This is a genomic window from Candidatus Polarisedimenticolia bacterium, from assembly GCA_035764505.1.
In the GTDB taxonomy this organism is placed as follows: Bacteria; Acidobacteriota; Polarisedimenticolia; order Gp22-AA2; family AA152; genus AA152.
The window spans coordinates 1-16,258 of sequence record DASTZC010000059.1; the positions used below are offsets into that span (position 1 = coordinate 1).

Sequence of the window (16,258 nt, forward strand, 5' to 3'; positions counted from 1 at the left end):
CTTCACCTCGAGGGTCGCCGAGCGGGTCCTGGAGCGCGGCTCCGGCGGCGGTGCGGAAGGGGAGCGCTGGGAAGCGGTGACCCTCACTTCGCGCGAGCGCGAGGTGATCCAGCTGCTCGCCGAAGGCAAGAGCAACAAGGAAGTGGGGGACATCCTGGGAATCAGCGTGCGCACCGCGGAGACGCATCGCACCAACATCATGCGCAAGCTCGGCTCTCATTCCCTCAGCGATCTGGTCCGTTACGCCATCCGCAACCGGATCGCGACTCCCTGACCTTCGCCACGCCCCAAGAACAGACCACCGAGGGAATGGCGCCGAGGTGCACCCAATGCGCCGTACGGCACGGCGTCCGCACCCCTGGCTTCTCCCGCCCAAAAAGAATAAGCCCCGATCGCGCGAGGCGATCGGGGCTTGAAGGAGCCGGCGGTGAGGCTTACCGGTTCCCGAGCTTCCAGGTGAATCCGGCGGTCAGGGTCTTCACGGTGGTGCTGTCGTCGAAGTTGTCGTGCTTCAGGATCGACAGGTCCGCACGGAAGCCGGTCCGCTTGCTCTTGCCGAAGTAATAACGCGTGCCGCCGCCGATCTGGAACGCCATCGTGCTGTCGTCCACGCTCACGCCGCCCGCCTCGACCTCGGTCGTGGCCTGGCCGATTCCCGCCATCACGTAGGGAACCAGCTCCTTCTTCGCGGGGCGGAAGTTGTAGACGCCGTTCGCCATCAGGTAGCGCATCGTGGTGTCGACGTCGATGCCGGCAACATCGCCGTTCTCGGAAGCGGAGGCGAACTGTCCCTCGAGCTCGAACGCGGGGTTGAAGTTGTAGCCGCCGCGCAGGCCGAGGAACATGGCGGAGTCGACGCCGGTCGTCTCATCGGCGCCCACGTTGCCCTGGCCGAAGCCGAAGCCGATCTCGCCCTTCTCGGTGCCCGTCGTGCTGCTCGACGTCGTGTTGCTGGCCGCAAAAGCGGGGACGCCGATCAGCGCCACGAGTGCTGCACAACACAGGAAACGCTTCATTACCGACCCTCCTTAGCGATCCGTTTCGACCCTCGAATACGGCCATCCCTGCCGCGCCGGTTCACGGGGCGGCTTCGGGTGCCGGGTCCAAAGGTAGGCACCGGTCCGGGGGGGTGCAAGGAGATCGCGAAAATGTGCCGCCCGGGCTCTTTCGCGCCCTTCAATAGCGGGCTGCGGGGCGCGTCCGGGCCCGGATAGGAGCCGAGACGTCAAAGGAACGGTGGGAGGGTGAAGCCGCGTGGGCGGATCCCGCACAGCCTGCACGGCGGTCCGTCGTCGTGCCGACGGTATCTTTGTCCCGCGGGGGCTAGAGAAGCGGGAGCTGGGAGGAGGGAAGTTCGAGGCGCCAGGCCCCCGAGGCCAGGGCCTTCTCGTGCACGAGGAGCCATTGTTTCGCTTCGAGCCCGCCCCCGTAGCCGCACAAGGTGCCGTCGGCGGCCACGACGCGATGGCAGGGCAGGACGAGAGGGATCGGATTACTGCCGTTGGCGGCGCCCACCGCGCGCATTGCCTTTGGCCGGCGGACCCTGGATGCAAGGCAGGCGTAGGAAATTGCGGTGCCCGGCGGGATTCGGCGCAGCTCCATCCAGACGGAGCGCTGGAAAGAGGTGCCACCCGGATCGACCTCGATCCGATCGAGCGCCGCGAGCTCGCCGGCAAAGTAAGCCCGCAAGGCGGAAGCCGCTCCCGCCGGATCGCTTTCGGAACGGGTCCGGAAATCTCCGAAGCGACGTGCGAGCCAGGCCCGCAGCTCCTCGTCCCCTCCCGGAAGCGCCAGCGCCACGAGCGCCGGCCCGCTCGCATAGAGACACAGGGTTCCGATGGGACTTATCACGCTTCGTGTCTGCAGCTCCATCACGCGCGGCCTCCTTTCTTGCGAGGATTCTCCTCCCGCAGGTCTCGGATCCTCCCCGACCAGGGCATCGACCGTCAAATCGGGTGCTCAAAGACCCCCACGGTCAGGTCTAAAGTCCCTGATGGATCGGGTTTTTACCGTATAGCCCACCCCCTGGCCTGCGGGTATTGTCCCGTCGATGCCCTACTCGGAGGATTCCCATGAAAACCTTGGAGCGCTCAGGGTCGATCGGTAGAAATCCAGGAGCGGCGGCGACGGGTTCCGGCGATTCGCGCGCGCTTTCGGCCGAGAAGGCAGGTTTCGCCAACCTACCACGACTCCGTGACACCGCAACAAACCGGGGGCCCACCACGATGAACGAATCGGGAGCTCAGTTGCAAGGCGCTGCGCCGGCGGGGGAAACCGAGACGGTGCTGCTGCGCGAGCTGGTCTCGCTGCTGCGGCGCAACCGCACGCAGAACCGCGAGGAATGGGCACGGCGCATCACGCAGGCCCAGCTGCTGACCGCCATGTCGCAGGAAGAGGTGTTCGCCGAGGCGACGACCGTCTATGACAACTACGTGGAAGCCCTGGAGACCGGGACCCTGGAGGCACTGGATGCCTACGCCCGGGACCTCTCCGAGCGCATCATTCCGCGCGGCGTCGAGACGCACGAGGTCATCGGCATCGTCCTCCTGCTGCGCGACGTGCTGGCCCGCTCGCTGTTCGCCAAGTACCAGACCGACTTCGCGCTGCTGAACCGCATCCTGGACGCCTACGAGCCGGCGGCCAACCGCATCGCCAACACGGTGGCGGTGGGCTTCGTGCAGGAGCGCGAGCGCATCATCCGCGAGCAGCAGGAGGCAATCCGGGAGCTGTCGACTCCCGTCCTGCAGGTCCGCGAGCGCCTGCTGATCCTGCCGATCATCGGCGCCATCGACCCGCAGCGCGCCCGGCAGCTCACCGAGCAGCTTCTCAGCGCCATACGCACCAACCGCGCCAAGGTGGTGGTCATCGGCATCACCGGCGTGGCAGCCATCGACAACAACGTCGCAAACCATCTCGTGCAGACGGTCGAAGCTTCTCGACTCCTGGGAGCCACGGTCATCGTCACGGGACTCTCGCCCCGCATCGCCCAGATCCTGGTGACCATCGGCGTCGATCTGACCAAGATGAACACCGTGGGCGATCTGCAGGGCGGCATCGAAGAGGCGGAAAGGCTGCTGGCGTACAAGGTCGTTCCCGGAGGCACTGCGTCGGCGCCCGCCTAGAAGGAAGCCGAGAGTGGAAGTCCCCGTTCTCAAGCAGGGCCCTTACCTGATCGCCTCGATCCAGTCGGCGCTCAACGACGCCGATCTGGTGCATTTCCGGGACGCTCTGGTGGAGAAAGTGGGGCGGCTGCGCTCGCGCGGAGTGATCGTGGACGTCACGGTGCTCGATGTGATGGACTCGTTCGCAACCCGCACGCTGCGCGACCTCGCACACATGATCCGGCTGCGCGGGGCCGAAACCGTGATCGTCGGAATCCAGCCCGAGGTGGCATTCGCGATGGTGCAGCTCGGGCTGAGCCTGGCGGGGGTGGGCACCGCACTGGACCTCGAGGAAGGGCTTTCCTTTCTGGATCAGACGACGGCGTGAGGCGATCAGAGAACCGTTATCGTGGCTCATCGGATAGAAGCGAAGCTTTCGCCGCGCCAGATAGGCCGCCCGGGCCTCGACGGGTCCGCCGTGAAGGGACAGGAATGCGTCGTCCCGATCGAGTCCGACACCGACATCGTGGTGGCCCGGCAGCAGGGCCGCGCCATCGGCCACGAGGTCGGATTCTCCCCGGGAGATCTGGCCATGATCGCCACCGCGATTTCGGAGCTGGCCCGCAACATCGTGACCTACGCCGAGCGCGGCGAGATCGCGGTGCGCATCCTCGTCGAAGGCTCGAGGCGCGGCATCGTGGTGGTCTCCCGCGACCAGGGGCCGGGTATCCGGGACATCCCGCAGGCGATGCGCGACGGCCATTCCACCTCGGGAGGCCTCGGGCTGGGGCTGCCGGGGGTGAAGCGGCTGATGGACGATTTCGAGATCGACTCCGCGCCGGGCCGGGGCACCCGCGTGACGATTCGCAAGTGGATGCGATGAGCAGCGTGCGGCTCGAGTTCGGCGTGGCGGCCGAGACGCTGGCGGGCCGGAGGCTCTCGGGGGACCGGCATGTGGTATGCGGCTTCGACGGCGGCATGCTGCTGGGAGTGCTCGACGGGCTGGGCCACGGGCAGGAGGCGCACGAGGCGGCCCATATCGCCGGCTCGATGCTCGAGGCCCACCCCTCCGAGGATCTGGCCTCGCTGTTCGCCCGCTGCCACGAGAGCCTGCGCGCGGCGCGCGGAGTGGTGATGAGCCTCGCCTCCTTCCGCTTTGCGGACGGTACCTTCGCCTGGGCCGGCGTCGGGAACGTGGAGGGACGCCTGCTGCGCGCCAATGGCGGCGGGGGCTGTGAGTCGCTCCTCCTGAAGGCCGGCCTCGTAGGATTGCGCATTCCCATCTTCGAGGCCCAGAGGCTGCCGGTCGCGCCGGGCGACACCCTGGTGCTGTTCACCGATGGCATCGAAGGGCCCGTGTCCGACACGGTGCGGCGCGGGCTGCCGCCGCAGGAAATCGCCAACCACATTCTGCAGCGCCATCAGAAGGGGACCGACGACGCCCTCGTCCTGGTGGCTCGCTATCCGGAGGAGGTCCCGTGAGCGTCGACGCGATCATTCTGCGCCAGCAGGTGCGAGCTCTTCTGAAGGAACACCTCGAGCGGGGAGGGGAACAGACCCTCGAGCGCGCTTACGAGCTGGGACGCACGGCTCTCGACGGCGGCATCGGACTGCTGCATATGATGGCCCTGCACCACGAGGCCCTCCGTGCCATGATGCAGGACGGCGGCGCTGCGCGGCTGCCGGAGGTGCTCGAAGCCTCGCAGGCCCTCCTGGTGGAGAGCCTTTCGCCCTACGAGATGACGCAGATGACCTTCCGCGAGACCACGGCGGCCTGGAGGCGGCTGAACGAGCGCCTCGAGGAGGAGGCGCAGCGCATCGCCCATGCCCTGCACGACGAATCAGGGCAGCTGCTGGTGATGGCGCACATCGCCCTGGCCGAGCTGGAAGAGGACCTGCCGCCGCGCAACCGCCGCCGCCTGCAGGAGGCGCGCGCCCTCCTCGATCAAATGGAAGAGCAGCTGCGCCGCATCTCCCACGAGCTGCGCCCCACGATCCTCGACGATCTGGGGCTGGTTCCGGCGCTGGAGTTCCTGGCCGAAGGGGTGTCGAAGCGCGGCGGACTGCATATCGAGGTGGAGAGCGAGATCGACGATCGTCTCGCCGCGGGCCTCGAGACCGCGCTCTACCGGGTGGTGCAGGAGGCGTTGACCAACGTCAGCCGCCACGCCCGCGCAAGGCGGGTGGTGGTCCGGCTCCGCCAGGAGGGCGGCGAGATCGTCTGCGCCGTGTGCGACGACGGCATCGGCTTCGATGCGACGCAAGTCATGGCGCCCGGCGCGCGTAGCGGGCTCGGGCTGATCGGCATGGAAGAACGCCTGTCCGTGCTGGGGGGGACGGTCTCGGTAAAGGCGGTCCCCGGGTGCGGCACCGAAATCTGGGTGCGCGTTCCAATGGAGGTCAGACATGTCCCTGCGCATATTGCTCGCGGATGATCACGTCATGGTCCGCCAGGGCCTGAAGGCTCTGCTGGAACGCGAAAAATTCGAGATCGCCGGCGAAGCGTCCGACGGCCGCGAGGCGGTGCGGCTGGCGGAGTCGCTGCGGCCCGACCTGATACTTCTGGACCTGGCGATGCCGTTGCTGAACGGAATGGACGCCACTCGCGAGATCCTGAAGTCCAACCCGAGCGCCAAGGTGATCCTGCTCACCATGCACTCCGAGGACTCCTACGTCCTGGAGGCCCTGCGCGCGGGGGCCGTGGGCTACGTGGTGAAGACACGCGCCTCGGGGGAGCTGCTGCAGGCCATTCGCGAGGTGCAGCGAGGCCATTTCTATCTGAGCCCCGGTGTGTCGCGCGTCGTGATCTCGGCGTTTCTGGCCAAGAACGAGCTCCCGATGGATCCGCTGACGGCCCGCGAGAGACAGGTCCTGCAGCTGATCGCGGAAGGTAAGACGACCAAGGAAGCCGCCGTGGTCCTGGATATCAGCGTCAAGACCGCCGAATCCCATCGGACGAGGATCATGCACAAGCTGAACATTCACGAGACCGCAGGATTGGTGCGTTACGCGATTCGGCTCGGCCTGACCCAGCCGTAGGGCGGCCGTTCAGGAACTTTTCCAAGTCGCAGGCTGTAGAAGAGGAATTCGCGAGGCACGGCGCGGCCCCGACGCTCTCCGGCGCTCGACGTTCTGGGTCCGTCGGCGCAAGACGGACCGGGAGCCGGCCCCTACTAGGTTTTCATTTCTCTCGCCGGGCTGGCCAGCGTGCGTGGTGGGGTCTGGGGAAAAACCCACGAGCTCAAGAGGCCAATAACCGGAAGGAATCTTGCAGGTGAATCCCTTACTTCAATGGTCATTTGTCGTCGATTTGGGCCCCCAGTCCAGGGATTCTCTACCTGACGTGTCCGGGATAGACCCGGTTCTATTTCTTCGCATCGGACCCTAATCTGGGAGCGTGGTCGGTGGGGTCTTTGCAGCGGAGAAACGGACATGAACATGAAAAAGATGCCATCCCATCGAAGGGACGCTCAAGCAAGAATTCTGGCGATGTACCTGATGGAACGGCCCGACGATCCGATTTCTAAGGAGCCATCGATGAAAGTCTTGGTCGCGGATGACGATCTCGGATTCCGAAGTACGCTGAAGCGAGTGATGGAAACCCGAGGGGGCTTCCAGGTATGGGAAGCCCGCGACGGCGAGGAGGCGGTGGAGCTGGCACGCGCGCTGCAGCCCGAGCTGATCCTGATGGATCTTTCGATGCCGCGCATGGACGGTCTTGAAGCGGTGCGCCTGATCCGCGCCTGGGATACCGAAGTGCGGATCATCGTCTGCTCGATCTACCAGGAGCCGATCTACCGGCGGGCGGCCCGGGTCTGCGGTGCCGACGCCTTCCTTCCCAAATCCCGCTGCTATTCGGAGCTGGACTGGATTCGCAAGTTTGCGGAGGGTAGCGAGAAAGTGAGCGAAGAGAAGATCGCCTGAGGCACGCTACTTGACCTTGGGAGGCTCCTTCCACTCGATGCCGCCCTTTCCTTCCGGGGCCAGCTTCGTCAGCGCGCTGGAGATCCGGTCGGTCTGGAGCATCAAGGGCACGGTCACCACGTAGGAGACCTCCTCCTCCGACGAGCTGCGCAGTTCGAAATCGGCGTGGTAGCGCCGCAGGAGCTGCTCGATGCGCGGGCGCAAGTCGGAGGTCTTGGGCCCGAGCTTCATCGACACCTCGAACCGCCGCGTCTGCGGCTCGAACCCCTCCAGGAGCCATAGCGCTCCCACCAGGAACAGCGTCGCGAAGCTGGCCAGCGCCAGCAGACCGGCTCCGGATGCCAGCCCCACCGACAGCGCCGAGAGCATCACCACGGCATCCTTGGGATCGCTGATCTTGGAGCGATAACGAATCAGGCTGGCCACGCCGACGATTCCGAAGGCCCGCGCCAGGTTGGAACCCACCACGAGCATGATCACGGCCCCCACGATGGCGAGGACGATCTGCGTCTGGATGACCGCCGGCTGGCGGTCCGGGGTTCCGCGCCGGCGGGGCCGGAAGGCCAGGGCCGCTCCCAGCAGGGTCGCCACCGGCAGGCGGACGCCGGCGGTTTTCAGCTCGGCAATGAGGGTCTTGGGAGACTGCTCGTTCACCGCCAGGGCGCTGGAGTCGCCGTTTGGAATGGGAGCAGCAGGGGAGTCTTCTTTGGCGGGCAGTCCGGGCGCCCAGGTGATCAGCATTCCGGCAAGGAGCAGAACAGCCCGCAAACCGGCGGCGCACGCCGCACCCCGCCTCACCGCCGCGCCTCGCGCCCGTCGCCAAGCTCGAGGCCCTGCGCGATCTTTTCCCTGATCTTCCTGACATATCGGGCTCGCACTTCGGGCGGATACTCCGCCGCCCGGAAGGCGTCGTCGAGCTGCCGGTCGCTGAGACGGCTCATGAGGCGGCAGATCCAGGCGACATCCGGGGGCTTCATGTCGCGCACCAGATCGGTGTGGTTCCCGTGGAAGTCGAACTCGACGCGGCCGTTGCGCACGCCGATGACGAAGTCCTGGCTCTCGAAGTCCTCCAGATCGTTGCGCGTTCCGATCGGCCAGCGGGTCTTGGCGAGGGAGGCTCCCACGTCCTGCACGACGTAGCGCCTCTCCTGCCCCTTTGGCCAGAGATCGCTGCGATAGACGCGATTGTTGGTTCGGTCCAGGTCCCAGTTGTTCAGAATGACGTTCGCGAGCACGAGGCCCCGATACGCGGGGGTCTCCACGAAGGGGTTCTTGTGCCATGACCATTCCCCTTCCGTCCGGTGGTCCGAGGCGAGGCGGAAACGGCCGGGCTCCGGTTGCGTGGTGGGTCCGCCCGCCATGCGCCAGTGCGACACGTACCGCACGATCGGCTGGTGGTAGCCGAGGGCCCACAGGATGCGCGAAGTGACGACCTCTGGCTGGGCCTCGTCGCCGAGCTTTACATCCCAGGTTCGCCCTTTCGAGTCCTTGACGTCGTACCCGTCGCTGTGGCCCTTCGTGTCGGAGCTCTTGAAATGAAAAGTCTCCCCCGACGCAATCTGGGGGCCCGGTGGCCCGGCAAAGAGGTCCCGCGACGGCAGGTCGACAGGCTTCACCCAGAGACTGCTGATTGGCTCGGCGGGGGTTTTGGTGGTCCCGGCGAAGGCGCCTTCAGGGAGCGCGCCGAGCAGCAGCGCGGCGACGAGCGCAGGGACGAATCGGCGGCTTCCGGCGGGCAGCCGGTAACGCGATACAGGATTCTTCATGACGCTCCTCCCGGTTCGGGTCGAACCTGACGCCAGTGTTCATCGGGTCGTCTTGGATAGAGTATTCGAATTGTCGGGGGTAGTGCGCAGCCAGCGTCGGGCCTCGTCGCAGGAGCGCAGCCAGCGCCGCGTCACGTCGTCCTGGGACCCCTTGGTGGCGGCCTCGCGGGTGCGGTAGACGACGCCGCAGTCGATGGTGCGGCCCGACACCCCGAGCGCCTGGTAGAACAGCGAGTCGCCGGAGATCTCCACCAGCATGCCCACGTTCTCCTTGTCGTATCCGAAGTCGGTGAAGTCCTGTGGATGCAGGTCCCCGAGGCGGAGCTTAGCGGCGCTGCCGTTCACGAAGTACTGGATGCCGCGCTGCGGCTTGCTGCGCTCGTAGAAGTGCTCGTGCCCATTGAAGACGACGTTCACCTGGTTGCGGACCAGGTCCTCCTCGAGCCAGCCGCGCATCTCCTTGGACTCGAGCGCATGCGTTCCCGAGGAGAAGAGGGGATGGTGGAAGAAGCAGATGCGCCAGTCGTTGTTGTTCGAGAATTGCTTGTCGAGCCACTCGCGCTGGGCGGGATTGGAGGGGTCGTTGCTGTTGAGGGCAACGAAGGTGCTGTATTGCTCGTGGAAGCTGTAATAGGGCTTGCCGCCCATGTGGAAGGGGGGAAAGTCGACCTGCCCTGCAAGGTCGTGGTTACCGAGCGTCGCCCGGAACTCCACCCGCGCGTCCAGGAAGGCCTTGTAGGGATCCAGGAACTGCCGCCGGTAATCCGTCGCCCCCTCGAGCCCGGCGTAGAGGTTGTCTCCCAGCAGCAGGATGAACTTGAAGCGGTTCCCCTGCGAGTAGTAGCTCCAGAGAGTCTCGGCCATCTTGCGCTGGTCCGGTCCGCCGGTCCCGGTATCGCCGAGCACGGCGAAGCGCAGGGAGCGGGAAATCTGCGGCATGGCGAGGTAGGAGTAGGTCTTTTGCGCCGGCGCCGAGGCTGCCGTGGTTCCCGGAGACTTCTGTGGCGCTTCCGGGAGCGCGTTGGGAATGAAGTCAAGAACGCAGACCGCTTCGGCATCGGTCAGGATGAGAGTTCTGCCGGAGAACCGATACTCGACCTCCTTGGGGAGCGGTGGCAGATCCACGGTCAGGACGGCCGGCAGGGGCGGTGCGTTGATGCGCGTATTGATCGCGACCTTCGGAGGCGGTCCCTTGTAGATGGTGGGATCGTTCTGCTCCTCCAGAGCGTCGCGCACGGTGGCCTCCGCAGGTCCCTGGAAGGCGGAGGCGATCGCATGCTTGACATAGGTCATGCCTTCGGCCGTAAACAGATCACCCTGCTTCGCCTTCGCTCTCAAGTCGCAGATGTCTTTGCCCAGGACGGCACGGCGCTTTTCCTGGGACACCGCCTGTTTCCCAGGCGTGTTGCCTTTCGGGACCTCGCTCTCGGCTTTCTGGCGCAAAGGCTTGGTCGCCTCGGTGTACTTCTGCAGCTCCGCCACGAATGACTCCGATCCGGGCGCCACCACGGCCGTCTGCTGCGGGGCGGCTGCGGAACAGCCTCGTGCCATCAGCAGGGCGAGGCAGGCGCCGGAGGCGAGCTCGAAGACCCGCAAAGTGTGCTTCATGCGGAGATTATGCCCGCTGGCAGATGCATTCCCTATCAGGTGAATCCCTGAGATTCGGCCATTTGTAATGTTTTGGTTTGGGAAGAAGCGGAGTCTGGTTGCCCTGAAAACCACGACGGGGGGCCGGCGTCAGGAGCGTCCCAGACGGCCCGATTTCTTGAAGTACCTGGCGGTGGCGTAGGCGAGGGGAAGCGGAAGCCAGAGCGCGAGCAGCCGGATCAAGGCCGGCCTGGCGGCGGGCCATCCCTGAAACCACCAGCTCTGATAGGCCAGCAGTCCCAGCAGCATCGTGAGGGAGACAAAGGCGGTGCCGTATTCCTTCCGAATCAAGCGTCTCCAGTTGAACCGGAGGTTCCCCACGGTGGCGCGCAGCCCGCGAAAGGAGATGAAGAACCGGGGCACGCGCCGGCAGTAGTCCTCGAAATCGGCCCCGAAGCGGCGGCGCAGGAAATCCTCCTCGGCCACCACGATGCAATAGTAGGCGGTATAGAAGAAGGGAATCCCCACGAGATACCCCATCGGGGCGTTGAGGATCAGGAAGAGACCCGTGAATCCCATGAGGTTGCCGAGGTATAGCGGGTTCCTGCAGTGAGCGAATCCTCCCTCGACGACCAGCGTCTCCGCATGGATGGAGCCGCTCTCGCCTCCCCGCTTGATGTAGACGAGCCCGATCACCAGCGCGCGCAGCGCCTGCCCCGCCAGCGCCAGGCTGATTCCGAGGATGTCCAGCAGCCGGTCCCAGGCTTCGCTTCCGAACAGCAGGCGCGGTCTGGCGAGCAGGAGAATGGCGAGCGAGGCGAGGGGGAAGACGAACTTCCGCCGTTTGAAGAGGAAATGGCCGATGCGGATGGCGAGGGGCTGCGCCTCGCCGCGCTCCCCCGGCACTCCTTCGGCAGCGCTCGTCAGGCTCATCGGCGCGCCACGATGCCGCAGAAGTTGTACCACTTGAAGAAGACATCGACGTGCCGGAATCCCTGCCGCTTCAGCAGATCCTCGTTCTCCTCCAGGCGATAGGGGATGAGGACGTTCTCCAGGGCTTCCCGCTTCTGGGCTATCTCCAGATCGCTGTAGCCGTTGCGGCGCTTCATCTCGTAGTAGTGCTGGATGAAGAGGCGATTGAAGGTGGAATCCTCGGCCAGGACCTTCTCCACCAGGATCAGGCAGCCATTTTGGGTGAGTCCTTCGCTGATGCTGCGGATGACACTCTCGCGATATAGCGGCCGGATGAACTGCAGGGTCAGGACCATCATGACCACCGAGGCGTCGCGCACGATGACTCCCTGGTTCAGATCGCTGTGCTGCAAATCGAAGGGCCAGGGGAAGTCCTTTTCCTCGAGCTTGCGCCGCGCGATGTCGAGCATCTCCGCGGAGGAATCGACGCCGACGAAGCGGAGGTCGATTTCGCGCGGCAGGCTCCGCGCAATCGACAGGAAGGTGGTCGCCGTGGAGCATCCCAGGTCGTAGATGGCACTGCCGGGCGCGGCGAAATCGGCGACGAGATCGCCGATCATCCTCTGGATTTCCGGGTAGAAGGGAACCGAGCGCGGCAGCATGTCATCGAAGACGCCGGCCGTTTCGGCTCCGAAATGGAAGTCGTGGATGCGCGGGAGAGGACGCGAGAAGATCGCGTCGCGCTGCTCTTGCGCCGATCCTTCCGCCTTCGCCGCGGCGGGTTTTTCGGGCCGGGAGCTCCCGATCCCGGGATCCCGCTTCACGGCGTCCTCCGGGATGTCGCCCCCCGGGCGGCTGACGGCGCATTGGCGGGAACAGCCCAGCCGAGACCTTCCAGGAGCTCCAGGCAGGCGGCCGGATCGAGCTGCTGGAACCCGTCGGAGAGGGCCTGCTCGGGGTGCGGATGCACCTCGATCATCAACCCGTCGGCGCCGGCGGCCAGGGCGGCGCGGGCGCAGGGGATCACGATGTCCCGACGGCCGAGGGCGTGGCTCACATCCACGATGACCGGCAAGGCGGTCTCCTTCTTGAGGAGCGCGATCGCCGAGATGTCGAGGGTGTTGCGCGTGGCGGTCTCGAAGGTGCGCACTCCTCTTTCGCAAAGGACGACCCGATCGTTGCCGTGAGCGAGGATGTACTCCGCCGACATCAGGAGCTCCTCGATCGTCGCCATGAAGCCGCGCTTGAGCAGGACCGGCTTGTCCGTCCGCCCGACGGCCTTCAGAAGCTCGGTGTTGTACATGTTCCGGGCGCCGATCTGCAGCATGTCGGCATAGGAGGCCACCAGGTCCAGGGTCGAGGTGTCGAGGACTTCGGTCACCGTTGCGAGGCCGTGCCGGCGCGCGGCACGACGCAGCATTTCCAGCCCTTCCTCTCGCAGTCCCTGGAAGGCATAGGGACTCGTGCGCGGCTTGAAGGCGCCGGCCCGCAGGATCTTCGCGCCCGGCAGAGAGGCGACGAATGCGGCAATCTCTTCCATCTGCTCCGGTGTCTCCGCCGAGCAGGGGCCGGCGAACAGGACGCTCGTCCCCGCCCCGATGGCCACATCGCCCACCTTGATGCCTCCCGGGGGCAGCAGGTCGCGCCGTCTGACCCGCAGCGAGCGACGGCGCTCGGAGTCCTGCAAGTCCAGGGAGGCGCGGAAGATCGCCTTGAAGATCTCCTTCACCTCCTCGGGACCGAACGGGCCGGTCGTCCGGGCGGTAAGCGTCTGGAGCATCTCGAGTTCCCGTTGAGGATCGTAGCCGTCCAGGCCGCGCGCCCGCTTGATCTGCGCGATCTCCAGGACGAGATCAGCGCGCCCCTGGATCAGGGTCAGGATTCTTTCGTTGATCTGATCCACCTCCTGCCGGAGCAGGCCGAGCCGATCGTCGCTCATGATGGTCTCCGCGGCGCCTTGCCGAGCGCGGAGGTTAGCGCGCGTGCCTTAACGGCGGCTTAACGGCAGTTGAACGCCTCCCTCCGGGAATGTGGTTTATCATGGCCGCCTCGAACCTCGGAGAACCTGATGCGCGTCCTGATCGTGGAAGATCATGGCGAAACCCGGCAGCTGCTGGCGCGGGTGCTGCGCGAAGCCGGCCATACCGTCGACACGGCCACCGATCTCTCCGCGGCGCGGCGCCTGCTGGCCGGCAAGTCGCACGAAGCGCTGGTGCTGGATTGGATGCTTCCCGACGGCTCCGGAGTGGATTTCTGCCGGGAGCTGAGGGCGGCGCGCGAGACCATCCCCATCCTCATCCTTACGGCCCGCGGAGAGGTGGAGGATCGGGTGGCGGGATTGAATGCCGGTGCCGACGACTACCTGCGCAAGCCCTTTGCCGTCGCCGAATTGCTGGCCCGGGTGCGCGCCCTGACCCGGCGGGGGCCGCGCTTCCTGGAGCCGGTGGTCTGCCTGGGTGATGCCGAAGTGCGGCTGGCCGAGCGCTGCGTGCGGACCGGGGGACGCAACGTGCCGCTCACGGCGCGCGAGTTCTCGATCCTCGAGGTGCTCCTGCGCAACCGTGGCAGACCGGTGTCACGCTCGACCATCCTGCTGTCGGTCTGGGGGGAAGAGGACGAGAACGCCGGCGCGAGCCTGGAAGTGCTGATCGCGCGATTGCGGCGCAAGCTGGCCCCGCAAGGCGGGGAGGGCCCCATCCACACGCACCGCGGGTTCGGCTACGCCATCGGGGAGGAGACGTGAGGTCCCGCTCCCTCCTTGGGCAGCTGCTGCGGGACCAGGTCCTCCTCGCGTTGCTCAGTGCGGTCGTTCTCGTTCTGGCCGGGACGGGAGCGACCGCCATCCTGCTCCGCAAGCAGCAGGATGACATGCTGCGCTCCCTGGGCCGCTCCCTGTGCCACACCATCGCCGAGGAAAACCGTGAGGAGTCCTCCAAGTCGCCGGCCGAAGCCGCCCAGGAAGCGCTCGGCGAGGTAGCTCTCTCGGATCTTCGCATCGAGGTCGAGGACGCCGTTGGGAAACCGGTTGCCTCGAGCGGGTCGCTGGATGGCTGGAGCCGTCCGGCGCGCGGCGCCCTGGCGCAGGGGAAATGCACCACGCGCCGGTCCCGGGGCCAGGGACCGTTGCAGGGATCCCGGGCCTGCTTCGAGCAATGCAAGGGGGATCTCCGCATCCTGGTCGCCGCCTCCAATATCCACGGCCGATCGGACATTCGCCTTGCGGTGAAGGTCATGTCCGGGACTCTCCTGGTGCTGCTCGGGACCGCGGCGTTGGCGGGACGAGCGCTGATTCGGCGCCGGCTGCAGCCCCTGCAGCGCCTGGCGAGCGCGGCCGCCAGACTCGGCACGATTCCCGGCAGCACGCTCGGCGTCGGCGCGGAGCCCTCGGAGCTGGCACGCCTGGAAAGCTCGATCGACCACTTGCTGGGGCAGCTGCAAGACGCCCTGCGGCGTGAGAAGCGCTTCACCCAGGAAGCCTCCCACGAGCTGAGGACTTCGCTGACGGTGCTGCGCGCGCGGGTGGAAGGGCTGCGTGCGCGGGCCCTCGATCCGGACCGGCTCGCCGTCGAGACAGGCGCCCTCATTGCCAACCTCGACGCTTTGGATCGGCTCGTGGAGGCCCTGCTGCTCTTGGCGCGGTCGGAGGAGGATGCCGAGCTGCCCCGCTCCACGGTCAACCTGTGTGATCTGGCGCGGGAGGCGGCGCAGGCGCGCCGCGAGGCGGACGGCGGCGGTTCCCCGGCGCTCGAAGTGGTCGCTCCGGACGAGATCCTCGTTGCCGGGAGCGAGGAGCTGCTCGGAAGGGCACTCTCCAACCTGGTCGACAATGCGCGGAAATTCGGCGGCGCCGCCGCCCGCATCCGCATCCACGTGGCGCGCGAGGACTCCCGAGCCTGCGTGAGCGTGGAGGATTCGGGTCCGGGCATTCCCGCCGAGTCACGGCCGCACGTTTTCGAGCGCTTCTTTCGGGATCCCTCCCGGCGCGGGTCAATTCAGGGGACAGGACTGGGCCTGGCGGTCGTGCGCTCGATTGCGCTGCGCCATCACGGCGGGGTCTCGACGGGCGGCAGCGACGCCCTGGGCGGCGAAGCGGTCAGGATGTGGCTGCCGATCCTGGGTTCCGAAGCCCACCCTCAGAGCTTGTCGCCCCTCGAGCGCAGCTGATCCACCACCTCGTCATAGTAGGGCCGGTCCTTCAGGCTGGCGTATTCTCCCGGAAAGCAGACGGTGGTCAGCTCGGCCGTATCCTGTCCAAAGGCGCTCAGGATGACGGCGCATCTCTGCCCGTTGGTCAGATGGGTGCTGTCGATCATGGGGAAGTCGAAGAAGCCGACCTCGAATTCGGTGCGCGTCACCTCGGGAGCCTTGCCCGCGACGGCCGCGCCGGCGCGCACCTCCAGGCGCACCAGGACGGTCTCCAGGGAGGGGTAGGCGCGCAGGACGCGCAAGTTGATATCGCTGGCGATCCCATCCACCGTGACGGTGGCCGGATCCAGGGCCATTCCGGCACCCCCGGCCGATGCCATTTCCTTGAGGTCGACGGTGCGGCGGAAGGAGTCGCCGCGCTGCTCCAGGGCGAAGCGCTGCCGGTCCGCGATCTCCCGCGCGATGCGCTTGAGCCGATGGTACTGCTCCTCGCTGTCGGGCTCGTGGCGCTTGCGCAGCTGCCGCGACAGGTCCACGAACAGCGGCTTGAGGTTCAGCGAATCGTGGAAGTTGTAGGCGAGCAGCTCCAGCTGCAGCAGGTGGGCGTCGATGGAGCCGGCTTCGGGCGCGAGATACGACTGGATCACCGAGACCAGCATGTCCTTGCGCAGCGTGCTCTCCGAGAGCTCCCGCTGGCTCATCAGCTCCGAGTAGAGGCGCGCGTCGGTGCTCTTGGTCTGCTGGCGATCGATCATCTGCGACCCGGCGAGACCCACGACCGCGACGCTGATGGCGGTGAGCAGGCCTCCCACCGGGTGCAGG

General features: G+C 66.4%; 19 protein-coding genes. 10 read left to right on the forward strand and 9 right to left on the reverse strand.

Annotated elements, in window-relative coordinates; genetic code table 11:
* Nucleotides 1-274 (forward strand): response regulator transcription factor (locus VFW45_04110; GenBank protein HEU5179949.1); only part of this gene is annotated, 274 nt, incomplete at its 5' end.
* A gap of 160 nt (nt 275-434) precedes the next feature.
* Here VFW45_04110 and VFW45_04115 read toward each other — a convergent pair.
* Complete coding sequence (locus tag VFW45_04115) at nt 435-1,016, reverse strand: porin family protein (GenBank protein HEU5179950.1); 582 nt, start codon at nt 1,014-1,016, stop codon at nt 435-437.
* A gap of 307 nt (nt 1,017-1,323) precedes the next feature.
* The gene (locus tag VFW45_04120) at nt 1,324-1,872 is read right to left on the reverse strand and encodes a methylated-DNA--[protein]-cysteine S-methyltransferase (GenBank protein HEU5179951.1); all 549 of its coding nucleotides are present in this window, start codon (nt 1,870-1,872) and stop codon (nt 1,324-1,326) included.
* Between the two features lie 353 nt (nt 1,873-2,225).
* On the opposite strand from VFW45_04120, the gene VFW45_04125 reads away from it, so the two are divergent.
* The 7 genes from VFW45_04125 to VFW45_04155 all read left to right on the forward strand — a co-directional run bounded on the left by VFW45_04125 (nt 2,226) and on the right by VFW45_04155 (nt 7,025).
* Nucleotides 2,226-3,122: an STAS domain-containing protein gene (locus VFW45_04125; GenBank protein ID HEU5179952.1), complete on the forward strand. Its 897-nt coding sequence runs from the start codon at nt 2,226-2,228 to the stop codon at nt 3,120-3,122.
* A gap of 13 nt (nt 3,123-3,135) precedes the next feature.
* The gene (locus VFW45_04130; GenBank protein HEU5179953.1) at nt 3,136-3,489 is read left to right on the forward strand and encodes an STAS domain-containing protein; all 354 of its coding nucleotides are present in this window, start codon (nt 3,136-3,138) and stop codon (nt 3,487-3,489) included.
* A gap of 90 nt (nt 3,490-3,579) precedes the next feature.
* Nucleotides 3,580-3,984, forward strand: a complete 405-nt coding sequence (locus VFW45_04135; protein ID HEU5179954.1) for an anti-sigma regulatory factor — start codon at nt 3,580-3,582, stop codon at nt 3,982-3,984.
* Nucleotides 3,981-4,583, forward strand: a complete 603-nt coding sequence (locus tag VFW45_04140) for a SpoIIE family protein phosphatase (GenBank protein HEU5179955.1) — start codon at nt 3,981-3,983, stop codon at nt 4,581-4,583. Before VFW45_04135 ends, VFW45_04140 begins: the two co-directional genes overlap by 4 nt.
* On the forward strand, nt 4,580-5,536 hold the full coding sequence (locus VFW45_04145) for an ATP-binding protein (GenBank protein HEU5179956.1): 957 nt from the start codon (nt 4,580-4,582) through the stop codon (nt 5,534-5,536). The genes VFW45_04140 and VFW45_04145 overlap by 4 nt, the downstream gene beginning before the upstream one ends.
* Nucleotides 5,508-6,140 (forward strand): response regulator transcription factor, encoded by a 633-nt coding sequence (locus tag VFW45_04150; protein ID HEU5179957.1) that lies wholly within the window; start codon nt 5,508-5,510, stop codon nt 6,138-6,140. The genes VFW45_04145 and VFW45_04150 overlap by 29 nt, the downstream gene beginning before the upstream one ends.
* Nucleotides 6,141-6,638: 498 nt before the next feature.
* Nucleotides 6,639-7,025: a response regulator transcription factor gene (locus tag VFW45_04155; protein HEU5179958.1), complete on the forward strand. Its 387-nt coding sequence runs from the start codon at nt 6,639-6,641 to the stop codon at nt 7,023-7,025.
* Between the two features lie 6 nt (nt 7,026-7,031).
* On the opposite strand, the gene VFW45_04160 is transcribed toward VFW45_04155, so the two are convergent.
* The 6 genes from VFW45_04160 to VFW45_04185 form a co-directional block, all read right to left on the reverse strand.
* A complete protein-coding gene (locus tag VFW45_04160; protein ID HEU5179959.1) occupies nt 7,032-7,823 on the reverse strand; it encodes a DUF4956 domain-containing protein in 792 nt (263 codons plus the stop codon).
* A complete protein-coding gene (locus VFW45_04165) occupies nt 7,820-8,791 on the reverse strand; it encodes a hypothetical protein (GenBank protein ID HEU5179960.1) in 972 nt (323 codons plus the stop codon). Before VFW45_04165 ends, VFW45_04160 begins: the two co-directional genes overlap by 4 nt.
* Before the next feature lie 39 nt (nt 8,792-8,830).
* Nucleotides 8,831-10,399 carry a metallophosphoesterase gene (locus tag VFW45_04170; protein ID HEU5179961.1) on the reverse strand — a complete coding sequence of 523 codons (1,569 nt, stop codon included), beginning with the start codon at nt 10,397-10,399 and terminating at the stop codon, nt 8,831-8,833.
* 129 nt (nt 10,400-10,528) lie between these two features.
* Nucleotides 10,529-11,311, reverse strand: a complete 783-nt coding sequence (locus VFW45_04175) for a methyltransferase (GenBank protein HEU5179962.1) — start codon at nt 11,309-11,311, stop codon at nt 10,529-10,531.
* A complete protein-coding gene (gene cmoA, locus VFW45_04180; GenBank protein HEU5179963.1) occupies nt 11,308-12,114 on the reverse strand; it encodes a carboxy-S-adenosyl-L-methionine synthase CmoA in 807 nt (268 codons plus the stop codon). Before cmoA ends, VFW45_04175 begins: the two co-directional genes overlap by 4 nt.
* Nucleotides 12,111-13,229 carry a bifunctional 3-deoxy-7-phosphoheptulonate synthase/chorismate mutase gene (locus VFW45_04185; GenBank protein ID HEU5179964.1) on the reverse strand — a complete coding sequence of 373 codons (1,119 nt, stop codon included), beginning with the start codon at nt 13,227-13,229 and terminating at the stop codon, nt 12,111-12,113. The genes cmoA and VFW45_04185 overlap by 4 nt, the downstream gene beginning before the upstream one ends.
* Before the next feature lie 129 nt (nt 13,230-13,358).
* Here VFW45_04185 and VFW45_04190 point away from each other — a divergent pair, with 129 nt between their 5' ends.
* Nucleotides 13,359-14,033, forward strand: a complete 675-nt coding sequence (locus VFW45_04190) for a response regulator transcription factor (protein HEU5179965.1) — start codon at nt 13,359-13,361, stop codon at nt 14,031-14,033.
* A complete protein-coding gene (locus VFW45_04195) occupies nt 14,030-15,454 on the forward strand; it encodes an ATP-binding protein (GenBank protein ID HEU5179966.1) in 1,425 nt (474 codons plus the stop codon). The genes VFW45_04190 and VFW45_04195 overlap by 4 nt, the downstream gene beginning before the upstream one ends.
* On the opposite strand, the gene VFW45_04200 is transcribed toward VFW45_04195, so the two are convergent.
* Nucleotides 15,424-16,258, reverse strand: an 835-nt coding sequence (locus VFW45_04200) for a hypothetical protein (protein HEU5179967.1), incomplete at its 5' end; no start/stop codon positions are given. The genes VFW45_04195 and VFW45_04200 overlap by 31 nt on opposite strands.

Bases quoted from the DNA above. Each gene is read 5' to 3' on its own strand.
- VFW45_04165 (HEU5179960.1), bottom strand. From the start codon at position 8,791: ATGAAGAATCCTGTATCGCGTTACCGGCTGCCCGCCGGAAGCCGCCGA.
- VFW45_04150 (HEU5179957.1), top strand. From the start codon at position 5,508: ATGTCCCTGCGCATATTGCTCGCGGATGATCACGTCATGGTCCGCCAG.
- VFW45_04190 (HEU5179965.1), top strand. From the start codon at position 13,359: ATGCGCGTCCTGATCGTGGAAGATCATGGCGAAACCCGGCAGCTGCTG.
- VFW45_04170 (HEU5179961.1), bottom strand. From the start codon at position 10,399: ATGAAGCACACTTTGCGGGTCTTCGAGCTCGCCTCCGGCGCCTGCCTC.
- VFW45_04185 (HEU5179964.1), bottom strand. From the start codon at position 13,229: ATGAGCGACGATCGGCTCGGCCTGCTCCGGCAGGAGGTGGATCAGATC.
- VFW45_04125 (HEU5179952.1), top strand. From the start codon at position 2,226: ATGAACGAATCGGGAGCTCAGTTGCAAGGCGCTGCGCCGGCGGGGGAA.
- VFW45_04140 (HEU5179955.1), top strand. From the start codon at position 3,981: ATGAGCAGCGTGCGGCTCGAGTTCGGCGTGGCGGCCGAGACGCTGGCG.
- VFW45_04115 (HEU5179950.1), bottom strand. From the start codon at position 1,016: ATGAAGCGTTTCCTGTGTTGTGCAGCACTCGTGGCGCTGATCGGCGTC.
- VFW45_04175 (HEU5179962.1), bottom strand. From the start codon at position 11,311: ATGAGCCTGACGAGCGCTGCCGAAGGAGTGCCGGGGGAGCGCGGCGAG.
- VFW45_04155 (HEU5179958.1), top strand. From the start codon at position 6,639: ATGAAAGTCTTGGTCGCGGATGACGATCTCGGATTCCGAAGTACGCTG.
- VFW45_04120 (HEU5179951.1), bottom strand. From the start codon at position 1,872: ATGGAGCTGCAGACACGAAGCGTGATAAGTCCCATCGGAACCCTGTGT.